The 14,949-nt window shown below is 42.9% G+C and carries 11 protein-coding genes; 3 read left to right on the top strand and 8 right to left on the bottom strand.

The genetic code is table 11. The features are described 5' to 3' along the window. Window positions 1–16 precede the first annotated feature (16 nt). Complete coding sequence (locus L3V35_RS17370) at window positions 17–1,357, top strand: MATE family efflux transporter (RefSeq protein WP_237300333.1); 1,341 nt, start codon at window positions 17–19, stop codon at window positions 1,355–1,357. Between the two features lie 151 nt (window positions 1,358–1,508). On the opposite strand, the gene L3V35_RS17365 is transcribed toward L3V35_RS17370, so the two are convergent. Together L3V35_RS17365 and L3V35_RS17360 are read right to left on the bottom strand one after the other, a co-directional pair. Then, window positions 1,509–3,206: a solute:sodium symporter family transporter gene (locus L3V35_RS17365; protein ID WP_237300331.1), complete on the bottom strand. Its 1,698-nt coding sequence runs from the start codon at window positions 3,204–3,206 to the stop codon at window positions 1,509–1,511. A gap of 102 nt (window positions 3,207–3,308) precedes the next feature. Continuing rightward, on the bottom strand, window positions 3,309–5,411 hold the full coding sequence (locus L3V35_RS17360; RefSeq protein WP_016784940.1) for an alpha-galactosidase: 2,103 nt from the start codon (window positions 5,409–5,411) through the stop codon (window positions 3,309–3,311). Between the two features lie 248 nt (window positions 5,412–5,659). Between L3V35_RS17360 and L3V35_RS17355 the strand changes: the two genes are divergently transcribed. Continuing rightward, window positions 5,660–6,733, top strand: coding sequence for a LacI family DNA-binding transcriptional regulator (locus tag L3V35_RS17355; protein WP_016784938.1), 1,074 nt, complete (start codon window positions 5,660–5,662; stop codon window positions 6,731–6,733). Between the two features lie 235 nt (window positions 6,734–6,968). On the opposite strand, the gene L3V35_RS17350 is transcribed toward L3V35_RS17355, so the two are convergent. Beyond that, on the bottom strand, window positions 6,969–7,895 hold the full coding sequence (locus L3V35_RS17350) for a LysR family transcriptional regulator (RefSeq protein ID WP_016784936.1): 927 nt from the start codon (window positions 7,893–7,895) through the stop codon (window positions 6,969–6,971). Between the two features lie 100 nt (window positions 7,896–7,995). On the opposite strand from L3V35_RS17350, the gene chrA reads away from it, so the two are divergent. Then, window positions 7,996–9,144 carry a chromate efflux transporter gene (gene chrA, locus L3V35_RS17345; RefSeq protein ID WP_146454869.1) on the top strand — a complete coding sequence of 383 codons (1,149 nt, stop codon included), beginning with the start codon at window positions 7,996–7,998 and terminating at the stop codon, window positions 9,142–9,144. Between the two features lie 150 nt (window positions 9,145–9,294). Here the strand turns inward: chrA and L3V35_RS17340 are convergent, their stop codons facing one another. From L3V35_RS17340 to L3V35_RS17320, 5 genes are read right to left on the bottom strand one after another with little or no spacing between them, the layout of a single operon-like run. Beyond that, on the bottom strand, window positions 9,295–10,215 hold the full coding sequence (locus L3V35_RS17340; RefSeq protein ID WP_237300330.1) for a glycosyltransferase family 2 protein: 921 nt from the start codon (window positions 10,213–10,215) through the stop codon (window positions 9,295–9,297). Next, entirely contained in the window at window positions 10,212–11,987 is a 1,776-nt protein-coding gene (locus L3V35_RS17335; RefSeq protein WP_237300329.1) for a hypothetical protein, read from the bottom strand. Before L3V35_RS17335 ends, L3V35_RS17340 begins: the two co-directional genes overlap by 4 nt. A gap of 18 nt (window positions 11,988–12,005) precedes the next feature. After that, a complete protein-coding gene (locus L3V35_RS17330) occupies window positions 12,006–13,010 on the bottom strand; it encodes a tetratricopeptide repeat protein (RefSeq protein WP_004734447.1) in 1,005 nt (334 codons plus the stop codon). Continuing rightward, complete coding sequence (locus L3V35_RS17325; RefSeq protein WP_054547543.1) at window positions 13,007–13,978, bottom strand: type II secretion system F family protein; 972 nt, start codon at window positions 13,976–13,978, stop codon at window positions 13,007–13,009. The genes L3V35_RS17330 and L3V35_RS17325 overlap by 4 nt, the downstream gene beginning before the upstream one ends. 3 nt (window positions 13,979–13,981) lie before the next feature. Beyond that, window positions 13,982–14,947 (bottom strand): type II secretion system F family protein, encoded by a 966-nt coding sequence (locus L3V35_RS17320; protein ID WP_054547542.1) that lies wholly within the window; start codon window positions 14,945–14,947, stop codon window positions 13,982–13,984. Window positions 14,948–14,949 lie beyond the last annotated feature (2 nt).

The raw sequence follows: 14,949 nt of genomic DNA, 5'->3' as shown, positions 1-14,949 counted from the left end.
TTCTGAGAAAACCTAAATGCCTAATGCTGATTCCACCCTAAATAAACGCATGGGAATCGTTGCGCTCACCTGGCCAATTTTTATCGAAGTTCTTTTAAGAACCGCACTCAACACCAGTGATGTATTCATGTTATCGGGGTACTCAGACAAAGCCGTGTCTGCCGTTGGTGTTATCTCTCAGATATCCTTTTTTCTGATCATCGTCTCAACCATGGTCAGCAGTGGTACAGGCATCCTAATCGCACAATACAACGGTGCTTCTCGCACTCAAGAGAGCGCTCACGTGGGCGTGGCGAGCATTATCTTGGCCATTATTACCGGTGTGTTACTCAGTATTATTGCGATTCTCGGTGCTGAATATTTTATTCCGCTCTACCAACTGGAAGCTCAAGTCGAACAGTACGCTCAAGAGTATCTGTTCATCAGTGGTGCTCTCACCTTTAATGTCACGATAGGTGTCGTTCTCACCACGATTCTGCGCAGCCATGGCTATTCAAAATCACCGATGGTCATCAACATGATTGCAGGTGTGATCAACATCTTCGGCAACTACTGTGCACTTTACCAACCTTTCGGGTTGCCAGTTTACGGCGTACAAGGGGTTGCAACGGCGACAGTCATTAGCCAAGTGATCGGCTTATTGATCTTAATCGGTGTCGTAAGAAACAAAGGCATTGACCTACCGATGAAACAGTTCAAATCTGTGCCTAAAGCTATCTATCAAAAAATCATGAAGATCGGCTCTATGAACGCTGGAGAAGTACTCTCTTACAACATGGCGCAAATCAGTATTACCTTCTTTGTGGTTCAGATGGGAACGTCTTCACTGGCCGCGTTTACTTACGCACAAAACATCGCACGCCTCTCTTTTGCCTTTGCCTTAGCCATCGGCCAAGGTAGCCAAATCCAAACGGGTTATTACATAGGTAAAGGTTGGATAGATGAGATAGCCAACCGTGTACAACGATACTTTGTAGTAGGCTTCATCGCCTCTATCACCATTACCTGCGTGGTCTATATTTTCCGTTTTGAGATCCTAGATCTATTTACTCAAGATCCTGAAATCATCGCCCTTGCTGCATTACTTATTGCCGGGTCAATCTTGTTAGAAGCTGGTCGCGTGTTTAACCTGATTTTCATTTCTTGCTTAAAAGCCGCAGGCGATATTAAGTTCCCTATCAAAATGGGCATTCTTAGCATGTGGGGCATTGGCGTTGCGATGAGCTATTTACTTGGTGTGCATTGGGGTTATGGCGTATTTGGTGCTTGGATGGCAATCGCGATGGACGAATGGTTCCGCGGATTGATTATGGTTCGTCGCTGGCGAGCGAAGAAATGGACTCGATTTTCTTTGTAAGTGGTAAGTAGCAAAGCAATAACTATCAATAAAAACAACACTTTAGGCATCTCTCTCATTACGACTGAGATGCCTTTTTAGTTATTGGCCTACTATGATCCTTTTACTTATCAAGCTCATCTAAAGGAACGAATGGCAGGCGATGTGAAGGTTATGCGGCAGCTTCAAGTGCTTTCTTGCGCTTTGCCAACCGTGCTGCGATTCCAAACAACATCACAATGCCACACACACCGTACACTTGCATGATGGTTGGATCATCAGATACAAAACCAACATCAGAGAACATCACATAAGCGCCCAGCACCATGTAAAGAATGATCGCTGAAGCTTCGAAACGGAACGCCCAAGGCGTAACATCAATGTTTTCATTCACAGGCATCACATAATCATCTTCACGTGGCATAAAGTAGCCAATAATGAACATCAACGCCGTACATACAACAAACAGAATCGCCAGTTGGTGTAAGAAGTGAATGGGCGTTTTGAACACTAACTGCATCGCAGCGTATGAGCTTACAAACACCACCAGCGCAACTTTAGCCGCCACAGCAGGTACACGTTTAGAGACATAACCCACAAACACAATCGTAAAAATTGGCACGCTGAAGAAGCCCGCTACCATTTGTAGGTATTGGAACAAACCTTCAGGGGCATACATGATGAACGGTGCAATGCACACAGAGATAATCGCGATCACAACGCCGAAGATACGGCCTTTACCCACCAGCTCTTCATCGGTTTTACCTTGACCAAACAAAGGCTTGTAGACATTCAATGCAAATAGAGTGGTCGAACTGTTAAGTACACCATTAAATGTACTTAGGATGGCACCAAACATAACCGCGACAAAGAAGCCAACCAACGGCTTAGGCAACACTTCGTTTACCAAGCGCGTGTACATGGTGTCAGGGTTACCGGCATTTGCACCAAACATGTGGAATGCAATGATGCCTGGAATAATTAGGAACAGCGGAGAGATAACCTTAATTGCCCCCGCAAGAATCACCCCTTTCTGACCTTCTTTTAAGTTCTTAGCACCCAACGCACGCTGAATGATTGATTGGTCCGTACCCCAGTAGTATAGGTTCACAAGTAAAAGACCGGTAAACAAGGTTGAGAAAGGCAGTGGATCGGTCTCTGTACCGACCGATTGCAGTTTCTCTGGCGCAGCGTACAACAGCGTATCTAAGCCAGCACCAAAACTACCCTCCCCTAATGCCATCAAGCCAAAAACAGGGATCATCATGCCGCCAACAATCAGGCCTACGCCATTAATCGTATCCGCAATCACAACCGCTTTTAGGCCGCCATAAATCGCGTAAAAGAAGCCAAGCAGACCGACCGTCGCTGAAATTAGGGCAATAGAGCTGAATTCTGAAATATTAAGCAGAGCTTGAACATCAAAGATCTCACCGAGAACAACGGCACCGGCATAAAGTGTGGTTGGCAAAATATTGATGACGTACTGACATAAGAAAAGTAAGGTGACGAACTTCTTCACCGACATGTCATAACGGCTCTCTAAGAAATCTGGAATCGTCGTTATCCCTTGCTTCAGGTAACGCGGTACCAACATCAAAGCGATGATCACCAAAGTGACACCAGAGGCCACTTCCCACCCCATGACACTCATGTTGTGGGTATAAGCTTGTGCACTCATGCCAACAAAGCTAGTCGCGCTCAAGTTGGTTAAAATTAGGGAGCTGGCAATCAAACCACCGGTTAAGCTTCTTCCGCCAAGAAAGAAACCGTCTTGTGAGGTATTCTTGTCATTTTTAACTTTGTTGTAGGTAAACGCGACAACAAAACCAGTAAATAACAAGAATGACAGCAGAACTGTAATAGACATTTTGTTTTCCTTAAGTTTAGTTATTGCGGCAGCAATTCCTCGCTGCCGATTATATTTTTATATTTAGAATTTTATTTGTAGGGGGAGCTCAGAATTAACGCTTCATATCTTTTTCAGATGAACAATCAAGGCTGACTCTGGGTCTAGAATCGGTAAGGTCAATCCAATTTCCTTGAGGTTATCGCCACTCAGGGTCAACGTTTTGTCGAGCCATTGGGGGCGCTGTTTCATCAACTGGAAACTGGTTTTTGGCATGTCCACTAACTTCACTTGATACATCGCGTTGTCTTCCACACAGCTAATACGAAGTGGCGAAGGCAGAGCATATTCAGGCATCGCCAATTGGCACACGGTGATCAGCATTTCATCGTCATTTTCAACGCCATAAATATTCTGATTTTTGTCCGAAGGATCCATTCGGAAACTACGACCAGAATGCAAAACATGACGAAATTGCTTATGCAGTGAGATGTAATGTGAGAATGCTTGTTTCTCTTCCGGTGACTCTTTAACAGGGTCAAGCTCAACACCCATGTGCCCCATGAGTGCGGTTACACCACGCATATTGATGCCGTGACGACGATTTGTTGAGTGGCATTCTGCTGGGCCAATGTGCGCCCCCATCACTTCTGGTGGGAAGAAGTAACTCATGCCTTTCTGAATGGCTTGGCGCTCTAAGGCATCATTACAATCTGATGCCCAGAAACGATGCGTTCGTTTTAGAATTTCAAAATCGATACGACCACCACCCGAAGAACAAGATTCAATCTCGACTTCTGGGTGCGCTAGATTCAACTCATCAACAAGGCGATATAGTGCTTTCGTTTGACCATGCACCGCAGCCTTACCTTGATGCCCAGGTTGAACCAACTCTCGGTTCATATCCCACTTAAGGTAAGTGATGTTGTACCGAGTCAGCAGCGCATTGAGGCGTTCATACAAGTAGTTAAAACACGCTTCATTTTGTAGGTCTAACACGTATTGCCAACGACCAGACGGTTGATGATACCCTTGTAAACCAAGCACCCAATCCGGGTGATTTCGGTAAAGATTAGAATCTTGGCTTACCATCTCAGGTTCAACCCAAAGGCCAAACTCCATACCCTGTTGGTTTACATGTTCAATCACAGGCTCTAAGCCATTTGGGTATTTCACCTCATCCAAATACCAGTCGCCCAGTGCGGTACGTTCACCATCACGCCCCACAAACCAACCATCATCAATAATGAAACGTTCAACGCCCATCACGCCCGCTTCTGTTGCCATCTTCATGATGTAGTCAGGCTTGTGATAAAAATAGATCCCTTCCCATGTGTTTAAATGAACGGGACGAGGTTTTTCGGTTGGGAATTTAATAATATTGTCGCGAACAAATTGCTGAAAACGCTGAGCAATACCGTTCAAGCCAGAATTGCTGTAACAGCCATAGAGCCAAGGTGTCTGATAAATAGCCTCTGGTTCTAGAATCGATTCACCCGCTAGCAATAACTCTCCCGCTTGAACAAAGCGGCGGCCATCACTACGAACATCCGCGCGCATTTGGTGGTTACCGCTCCAACCCAAATGAAATCCCCACACCAAACCGTTCTGCTCTGAGAACCCTTGAGTGCCTGCAAACATGCCAGGGAAGTTTTCATGTGAAGTACGACCGCGACGGTTCTCTTGCATGAAGCCGCCGTGTTCAAAACGCTGACGTTGCGTTTGAAATTCATGACACCAACGGCCATGGAACGTCATGAGTTCGTTGGCATGATTCGGCAATGGCAACGTAGAAGAAAGCTTATTCAGGTAGTATTTATTGCTGCCTTTATTGGTGACGGTTACACGCTTTTGGACGACGTCAGATTCGGAATCCAGCTTAATCTCTACCTTAAGGTTCAGTTGAGCAACCTTGTCTTCAAGGAAAAAACACGCCTCTTGATCTTGAGCATCGTAACGAACGGTCTTAAAGACAGGAGCCCAATCACGCCCTTCTCTGTGACCTTCAATGCCTGGAGCGTTAAAGTGTCCACTGCCTAACTCAGGGCAAAGAGAAAGTGGCACATCCACATCAAGTCGAGCTTGAGAAATCGGTCTTTCTGTCGAAAGCAGAAGATCTTCATCAATACTTGCGATCTTTGCCCCCCAATGCAAAACCTCTGGAACACGCCCTGATTTAATGATCAAACTATGGTTTTTACTCTTTAAGTGAATAAATTCGTTCATTACTAATCTCTATTGTTTTCGTAAACATAATATAGAAATAATAGTGAACCCATCACGCCAGATTAGTATCCAAAACCCACAAAATCGTGATGTAAATTGGCTTTAATATTCGAAAAATTTGCACAAGATCGACTGTTTCCGGAAACATTTTTAATGTTTTAAAAGACATTTATTTGAGAGTGAGCAGAGTTTAGTTTGGTAAATTTCGGTAGGCTTATTTCACTCTAAAATATTCGATGAGCAGAGCGATGAGTATCACCTTCAAAGACGTAGCAAAACTGGCAGGGGTATCTACCCAGACAGTATCTCGAGTAACCAATGGCTCACAAGACGTCGCGGAATCCACCCGCAACAAGGTTAACGCCGCCATAAAGCAACTGGGTTATGTACCCAATAAAGGTGCTCAAATGCTCAGTCGAGCCAAGTCCACCAGCGTTGGTTTAGTCACGCTCGATATGGCACTGCATGGCGCAGCAATGATCGCCAATGGCGTGCGAATGCAGGCTCATGATATGAGTTATGGTGTCGCTTTCTCTGTTGTTTCCGAGCCTAATCTCGCGAACACCCGTGAGGCCATTCGTGAATTGATGGCTCAACAGGTAGACAGCATTATTCTGAATGTGCCTTTAGAGAGTGCCGATGCAGAATGGTTAGTGGAACAATATCAGCACCTCAACCTTATCTTCATTGATGTTCCCTCTAACAGCCAAGTGAACTATGTTTGCGGTGATCATGCGGAAGGAGCAAAACTGGCAGCTCAACATCTACTTGAAAGCGGACGAACGGACTTCCTGCTGATCACTGGCCCGAATGAATCCAGTGCCTCAAAGATTCGTCATCAAAGTTGGTTAACCGCGTTATCAGATGCAGAGAGTAAGGTGCAGTATCAATATCAAGGAAACTGGCAAGCAGAAAGTGGTTATCTTGGCGTTCGAGAAGCTGTCTCTAAACAAGCCGTATTTGATGCCGTGTTAGTGGCAAGTGATCAGATGGCATTGGGAGCTTTACGTGCACTGCAAGAACTGCAGATACCTGTCCCTGATAAGGTTGCGGTCGTCGGCTTTGATGGAATCGAGGACAGTGCGTTTTTTAATCCACCATTGACCACCATCAAACAAGACTTCACCACGATTGGTCGACAAGCTGTGGTACTTGCAGAGAAGCTCAACGCTAACTCACAAGATGCTTTACTGCAGCACCATATCGAAACTGCATTACTCCCAAGAGAAAGCAGCCAACCTAAGGTGACGGCTCACTATGAAAAACAAGAGATCGAGCAACTGCTGAAAAGAATTCAGACCCTTTTGCCAGAATCGACATAAAAGAAAAAGCGCTAGGGGGAGCTAGCGCTTTAAGACCAACTAAGTCCGTTTAGCCTGGTAGTTTTTTAAGCTATATCATAAGGATATAACCAATTTTTTTACTTAGGTAAATCAAAAAGCCTATTCTTTACGACTGCTTTGAGTCGTAAATTAAGTATAGTCACGTTCTGGTAATTAACCGGATTTTTTTAGGGATAATTTGGACAAACTTAACGACAAATAGCAGCTCATAAATTTACTCACTAATCACAGATGAAATAGCTTTAGCAATCAACTTTCTAAGTAATTTATTTTTATCATCTAGATGCTTTGCCTTGCGATAGACAAGCTGTATATCAAAATCTGGAACATCAATAGGTGGTTTCACCGCCAGTAAAGTATCTTCGGTATCAATATCATTACGCGCCACGAGTCGAGGAACAATACACAACAACTCTCGACCACGAATTAATCGTTTTACTGTCAAGAAGTTACTTGAAGATATAGCGACTTTTCGACTGAAACCTAGCTCAGCCAATCGAATATCAACACCCGTTTTTAAAGCCCCCGCAGGGGAAACCAATGCATGTTCTACAGACACAAATTGATCTAAAGACATTGGCTGTTCAATAGATAAAACCGACTGGTCGAACAAACAGACATGTTGCTCTGTATACAAATGCTTTGTTCGATAAGGCTTTGGTACCTCGCCAAAACTACCGATCGCGATATCGAGCTTGGCATCTTCAAACACTTGTTGATAGTTGCTTCGATTGACATTGAATAACGTCACTTGAGAATAAGGCGAAGATTGCTTAATCAGATCAAACAACATTGGAGCGAACATCTGCTCTGCATAATCAGTAAGTCCGATCTTCCAAGTGCCTTTATAAGTTGCTACATCAAACGATTTAGACAACAGTACTTCTGACTGAATGGTATTGAGTAAGGCATCGACGGTGCTTGATAATTCAATCGCTCGGTCGGTCGCTTCCATCTTACTACCGACACGCTCAAACAAAGGGTCATCAAACAGCTTTCTCAGTCTTTGTAAGCTATGACTCATCGCTGATTGGCTGACATAACAACGTTCTGCCGCCTTACTAACACTGTTTGTTTTATATAGAGCTTGCAGTGCAATCAATAAGTTAAGGTCAATTCCTTTCCAGTTAAAATCAGCCACAAACCAATCCCATATTATTCATAGTTATAATTAAAACAATTAATTTGAATCATAGTCTAACTCCACCTAAATTACGCTAAACATTTATCTGGAATCGATCATGCTTTCAATTTTTAAAACCTTTTTCTGGCTTGGCTGGATTAGCTTTGGTGGACCAGCGGCACATATTGGCTACTTCCGTAAAACCTTTGTTGAGAAACTGAATTGGTTATCCGACGAAGAGTACGGGCAAATTGTCGCCCTCAGTCAATTTCTTCCGGGTCCAGGCTCAAGTCAGGTTGGCTTCGCGGTTGGTTACAAAAAAGGTGGCTTAACCGGTGCGATTGCCGCATTTGTAGGCTTCACCTCCCCTTCTGTCATCCTAATGTTGATATTGGCCTTAGTGAGCAATCAGTTGTTGGAAGCACCGCTTTTCATTTCAATCATCCACGGACTTAAGCTACTCGCGGTCGTGGTTGTGGCTGACGCCACTTTCGGCATGTACAAAAACTTTTGCCAATCAAAGATAGCAACAGCACTGTGTGTGATAACCGCGATTGTTCTGCTTTTAATTCCTGGGATCTGGCCTCAGGTATTAGTTCTATTGTTTGCTGCTATGGTTGGCAGTAAGTTCTTAACCTCACACGAATTAAAAACAGTACCTTCGACGCACAAGATATCGTTAACACCACTCGTGATTTTCGTTGCTTTACTGGTTGGTCTGCCTCTATTCAGTGCTTACTCTCAAGGCATTGAAGTATTTGGCTTGTTCTACCAAGCAGGCAGCCTAGTATTCGGTGGCGGTCACGTGGTTCTTCCGTTGTTACAGAATGGCATTGGTGACCAACTGTCTCAAGATACCTTCCTAACAGGCTATGCCGCAGCGCAAGCCGTACCGGGCCCGATGTTTACGTTAGCCACTTACCTAGGTTATGTATTAATGCCATCAGCACCGATCACAGGGGCACTGCTCGCAACAATTGCAGTGTTCTTACCGGGCTTCTTATTGCTACTGGGCGTACTGAAGAACTGGCAGGCAATTGCGAGTAAGCCTCTAGTAGCTGGGGCGCTTACAGGTGTGAATGCGGCTGTAGTCGGCTTATTACTTGCGGCTCTATACCAACCCATCTTCACAAGTGCAGTGAGTAGCGGCTTAGACTTCGCTCTGATCATTGTTGGTGTTTGGCTATTGAAAACCGTGAAGATGCCGATTGTAGGTTTAGTGGGGATCTTCATGTTATTGGGTGCGATTACCGGTCTCGCAATCTAAGTAATAATTGAGAGTAAGAGGTAGGGGAGCTAGTCGCCTACTTCTTACTTTAATCAAAATCGCCATCACAGCAGCAACTATACAATTGCAACTCCACCTAGCACTTCAAGCACTCGAGTGCAGCTCCCTTGGCCAAAAACCTCGGCCTAATTATTTATCGTCCTTAAATCTTAAAATAGAGAGTATTCTCATCTCTCGCCTACCTCGTGATACGTTATCGAGTATCAAACCGCAGAAAAAAGACATCACAGCGATCAAAGCTATTGAGCTAGACAAAACAGCTGTAGGTAGCCTTGCCACTAAACCCGTGTCAACGAATTCAACAATAACGGGAATACCTAAGCTCAATGAAATAAGACCAAGCAATATCGAGAGCACGCCAAAGAAAAACATTGGTTTTACATCTCTCAATAAGAACAAGATAAAGTTGAGGATCTTGAGGCCATCACTCAAGGTGTTCAGTTTACTGGAAGTCCCTTCCGGCCTAGATTGGTATTGAGTTGAGACTTCTTTGATTGACATATTATGGTGTAACGCATGCACGGTGAGCTCTGTTTCTATTTGGAAGCCATCGCTGAAGATAGGTGCGGTTTTGACAAATCGATGGCTCATAATTCGATAGCCAGAAAATACATCATTCAATTGTGCATTGAATGCTAAGTTAATCAGTGATGAAAACATCTTGTTGCCAAGGATATGTCCTTTAGGATATGCACCAGAAGAGCGCTCGCGACTTCCAATAATCATATCGAGCTTTTCATTATTTAATTGCTCGATCAACACCGGGCACACTGACGCATCGTAAGTGTCATCGCCATCAGCCATCACATAAACATCAGCCTCAACATCAGAGAACATCCGCCTCACGACTTCCCCTTTACCTTGGCGAGGCTCATGTCGCACAATCGCCCCTGCTTGTAACGCCTCGTTGACCGTGTTGTCGGTTGAATTGTTGTCGTAAACATAAATGGATGCATCAGGTAAGGCTTGTTGAAAAGAGGTAACCGTTTCGCCAATGGCTCCGGCTTCGTTATAACATGGGAGTAATATTGCTACTTTCACACTATTCATGAACTTCCCCTTACCCTAAAAACTCGATAACCACTTTCAATCTCATCGTGTATGACCTCCAACCAATCAGGCGTATCTGAACTATAGAGTTTATTAATAAGCGCTCCCTCTCCCGCTGATTTTTTTAAAATTAACAAGTGACGATCGTTACCAACAACAATAACATCGACGTTTTTGCCTATGATCTTTCGTTCAGCCAACACAAGATCTTCTTCCAACATCACCTCAATCAGAAACTGGTTACCAACAATATTTCGATGATAAGGCGCAGCGATAATACTGTTGTTGGTTTTCGCTAATACAGGGGCACCCGTCTCCATACCTGAAAGTATTGTTTGTGAGTAAATCTCATTGTCCTCTAGCACGTCAAAGAGATTGGGGGCGGGACTACCATTAAATTGGGTTTTAACGTCGTCAGTTGGTGACAGAAAAAGAATGCTAAATGCTATCGCTAACGGTGCTCCTGAAAAAATAATGATTGCTTTTAATATTGAAAACTTGATGTATTCAGACACTCGAATAGCAACGTAGGCCTGTAAAGGAGCCGCTAAGACAAAACACAACCTAATCACTCTAATCTGCCAAAAAAACGCAAGTGCTAGATTAAACATAAGAATAAGATACAGAATGGTACAGTGGTGATTTTTATGCCTAAATAATGGATATAAAATTGCAGGAGTTAGTAGCAAGACATAGTTATCTAAAGAAAAAAAACCATTCACTGCAATGTATGTTGCGACAGATTTCGCTTCAGCAACTTGATCAAGCCAATACAGCTTAAGTATCGGTGGGTAATCTATTAAGAATGCACTGGTGAGTGATGGATAAAGAACGGCGACAGGGGCTAAACATAACAAACTAAGGAGAAGTAATAATATTAACTTTTGGGTCAAGCTCTGTTTTTGATTCGATAATCGATTGTATAAGTTAACGAAAGCCCATCCGCTAAAGAATAGAATAACAAGAATAAATGAGATCTCGTCATACTTGAAAATAAAGAACTCATCGTACGGCCTATTCAATAGGACGGCAAAAGAACCAAAAACTGTACAGGTCAAATATAACCTAGATACATAGCTAAACCACTCACGACGAAAAAAGCAGAAATACACCGTATAAGAAACAAGAAATGCCATAAATAACAATATATTATCCATTCCTGTCCACAGGGATAAAGACAATAAAATAGATTGGACATACACTCGCCATGATTGTTTCAGGTTACTATTAATAATTGGTGTTACAGATAGAAATAGAGCAGCCAAAATAAGTTGAATATTATGATGATCAATAGAACCCGGTAAGAAATGGATGATGGCAGGAGAAAAAACAGCAAACATCATACTGACAAATCGATACTTCCCTCCAAAATAATGTTCGCATAGATAAAAGCATGATAGCGCATACAATAATAAATAGAGCAAAGGAACAGTAGACATTGAAATTGCATACGCAATACTGTCGTCAACCATAAATAACAATGGGAAAGCAACTAAAGATAGCATTAGGTCAGGGAATCGAGACCAATGAATAATAATACCATCAGCGGCATTGAAATTACTCATCGGCTCTAAGTACCAATGGCCGTTCTTCATCCACTCTTGAAACTGAACAAAACGCATATAATCGTCGTTGTCATTCAAGTTGAGTATTGAAACACTTTCCCACTTATAGAAAAATATCACTGTGGCACAAACTAGCCAAAGGGCAGAAATTACAATGATATCTTTATTAAAGCTTTCGCTTTTAGGCAATATGAATATCCTTTTCATTGAGCCAAAATCAAATTTCTACTGTTCCATCTCTCTCACTTCTGATAACGCTCTATTTAAATTTTCATTCGCTACTTTGTAGTAAGATGATTTCTTATCGATAGCTTGCTGTAGATAAGGAACAGCCTGATCGGGCTTTCCTTGTAATATCAAGAAGTAGCCGACATTATTCAACGCTTCCGGCGCTTCCATATGTCTCATAAATACGTTGGTTGCTTTTTTAATATCCCCAGAGGCTAAATAAATAAGCGCCAAATTATTCTGAGCTTTTTCATTATTCGGTTCTAACTCTAAGGCTGAACGCGTGTATTGATACGCTTCCTTGTAGTTACCGTACATGTAGTGGGAGTAGCCCATATTCAACAAAGCTTTGACTGAACTTTTGTCTATCGTCAGTGATTTTTTAAAGTACTCTTGTGCGATCTGATGCTTTCCGTCAACATCTTCCAGTACGCCAATCCCCATATAAGCTAGCGCTGGAGACATACTATCGACCTTCAAACTGGCCACTTCACTTTGGTTCAATGCTTGGTAGTTTTGGATAGTTTCACTGCTTTTTAAACGAACTTGGTCTGAATTAATCGCTTTAAAGAAATAACTACGTCCTTCATCTGTGCGACGTTGTTTGGTGTATAGAACGCCTAACTGCTCCAACACTTCAGTGTGGGCGGGGTTAAAATCTAGCGCTGCAAGGTAAGCTCTTTCGGCCAACGCATAATTACCGCGAGACGAATGTATTTGGCCAATAGTGAACAACGTTTTATCGTGAAACTCTTTTTCAGGGAAAGACAAAGAGCGTATATATTCATACAACGCCAAGTCTATATTATTGTCACGCAAAGCAATGTCACCGCGCATGATCGCTTCTTTTTCATTAAGCGGTGGATCATCACTAGTCAAAGTATCGATTGGTTTGCCGGAATACAATTCTGCATCAAATTGATTGGTTGGCTCATCGGAAGAAGCACAACCAAGTAGCAAAATTGGCAATAGTAGTAGAAGAAACTTATTGTATAACATCATAAACTTGCTCCCGGCGCAGTTAATGCGTCCATTACGATCAAGAGTCCAGGGCCAAGTGCGACAATGAAAAAGCAAGGCCAAATAAATATCAACATAGGGAATAACATTTTAGTCGGTATTTTCGCCGCAATTTCTTCAGCGGCTTGCTGTCGCTTATCTCTAAAATCTTCAGTATAGTCACGGAGCGTTTGCGCTAAGCTTCCACCCATTCTCGATGCATGAGAAAGCAAAGAAACCAAGCCTTCCAATTCCACTAAACCGGTTCGTTCGATAAGTTGCCTAAGCGCATCAGGCATAGTGACGCCCGCTTGGATTTTAGCAAATACAGTCTCTAGTTCATCCGCGAGCTCCGGCTGAGAGACATAGAGCTCTGATGCAACACGACCAAGAGCCGCATTAAAACCAAGCCCAGATTCAGTACATACAACAAGAAGATCTAGTGCATCAGGGACACCGTTTCTTATTTTTTTCTGACGCTCTTTTTGCAGCTTACTTAGAATAATATTAGGTGTGAATGTGCCAAGAAAAACACAGGTCATGATAAGTAAATTATTGTAGTCTCCACCCAACGCTATGTAATAAACCATAAAAGCAGCGACGATACCTATCAAGCTAGATAAAACCTTCAACGCATAGAAAACCGATAACGAGCTCTTCTCATGGAACCCGGCATGCATCAACTTTTCCGAGTAAGTTTCATTATCTTTTTTATTACCTTTACTTATAAAAGGGCTTAATGACTCTAACGTATTGGAGAAGTCGTATGGTTTTCGGCCAGTCGGTGCCCCGTCTTCTGATATCTGTCTCAGTTTCTTGTCCAAAGGAGAACGAGCTCCTAAAAATAGAAATCCAAGAGTTAGTGTTAACAAGACTGTTGTAAGCAAAATCATCGAATAGATAACCATCTGAGAGCTGATCCCAAACTCTGCTAACATCTGCTTCCAAACTTCAATATTTAGTAATTCCATAGGTTAAATCTCTATGCTAATGATCTTTTTAATCCACAAGGCTCCGATAGCCAAAAGAACAATACCGACACTCACCATGGATAGGCCACGGGGATCTTTATAGAGTGGCTCGATATACTCGGGACTAGCGACCCTTAAGGCGAAGAACAAACCAAATGGGGATAACGTTAAGATCCATGCGGATAAACGACTTTCAGCAGAGAGCGTTCTGACTTTCCTTTCCAGTTTAAAACGCGCTCTAAGTACTTCAGATACCTTTTGCAGGTTTTCAGATAGGTTACCCCCAGTCTCTTTTTGCAACATTACGGCACTAGAAAATGCCAGCATTGAGACGGTTGGTACTCGTTCTGTCATCTGTAGAATCGCTAAGCGTAAGTCATAACCATAGTTAAGTAAGTTATAGGTATTTTTAAATTCAATACCGATTGGATCTGGAAGTTCTTCGCCAACTTCATTGAATGATTGGACGAGCGGTTGTCCTGCTTGCAATGCGCGTCGAATAATATCCAAAGCCTCAGGAAGTTGTTCCTCAAATCGAGCCATTCTGTAAGTCACTCGATTTTGCACAAATAGATAGGCGATAACCCAAACAAAAATGAACGCCCCCACACTGATGAACCATACTTGGTTGGTCATTATCGATATCAATGAGAGCAATACAGCGCAAAGAGAAACAATAAGTAAGAACCGGCTTAACGCCACTTTCATACCGGCTAGTTCCAACATTTTTTTCAAACCACCGAAAAAAGAGATAACGATGAGCTTACGATCTAGCGGGGACAGTTCTTTGTTATAGTGTTCTTTGAGTAATGACAAACTCTCTGCATCGATATTACGTTGTGTCTCTTTTAAGCGGCGAGACAACTCTTTATGTTTCGCTTTCTTGCCCGCAGCAGGTAACAACAACGCCTGAGAAATAAACAGTACTGCGATAAACAATAGGGCTAATGAAACGCTTACATTATCCATAT

The sequence above is a fragment of the Vibrio sp. L5-1 genome (assembly GCF_021728315.1).
GTDB classification, from domain to species: Bacteria; Pseudomonadota; Gammaproteobacteria; order Enterobacterales; family Vibrionaceae; genus Vibrio; species Vibrio splendidus_K.
This window is presented reverse-complemented; position numbering and strand designations above follow the sequence as displayed.

What these genes read in the sequence shown, in the direction of transcription:
- L3V35_RS17370 (WP_237300333.1), top strand. Translation starts at nt 17, where the DNA reads ATGCCTAATGCTGATTCCACCCTAAATAAACGCATGGGAATCGTTGCG.
- L3V35_RS17365 (WP_237300331.1), bottom strand. Translation starts at nt 3,206, where the DNA reads ATGTCTATTACAGTTCTGCTGTCATTCTTGTTATTTACTGGTTTTGTT.
- L3V35_RS17360 (WP_016784940.1), bottom strand. Translation starts at nt 5,411, where the DNA reads ATGAACGAATTTATTCACTTAAAGAGTAAAAACCATAGTTTGATCATT.
- L3V35_RS17355 (WP_016784938.1), top strand. Translation starts at nt 5,660, where the DNA reads ATGAGTATCACCTTCAAAGACGTAGCAAAACTGGCAGGGGTATCTACC.
- chrA (WP_146454869.1), top strand. Translation starts at nt 7,996, where the DNA reads ATGCTTTCAATTTTTAAAACCTTTTTCTGGCTTGGCTGGATTAGCTTT.
- L3V35_RS17340 (WP_237300330.1), bottom strand. Translation starts at nt 10,215, where the DNA reads ATGAATAGTGTGAAAGTAGCAATATTACTCCCATGTTATAACGAAGCC.
- L3V35_RS17335 (WP_237300329.1), bottom strand. Translation starts at nt 11,987, where the DNA reads ATGAAAAGGATATTCATATTGCCTAAAAGCGAAAGCTTTAATAAAGAT.
- L3V35_RS17330 (WP_004734447.1), bottom strand. Translation starts at nt 13,010, where the DNA reads ATGATGTTATACAATAAGTTTCTTCTACTACTATTGCCAATTTTGCTA.
- L3V35_RS17325 (WP_054547543.1), bottom strand. Translation starts at nt 13,978, where the DNA reads ATGGAATTACTAAATATTGAAGTTTGGAAGCAGATGTTAGCAGAGTTT.
- L3V35_RS17320 (WP_054547542.1), bottom strand. Translation starts at nt 14,947, where the DNA reads ATGGATAATGTAAGCGTTTCATTAGCCCTATTGTTTATCGCAGTACTG.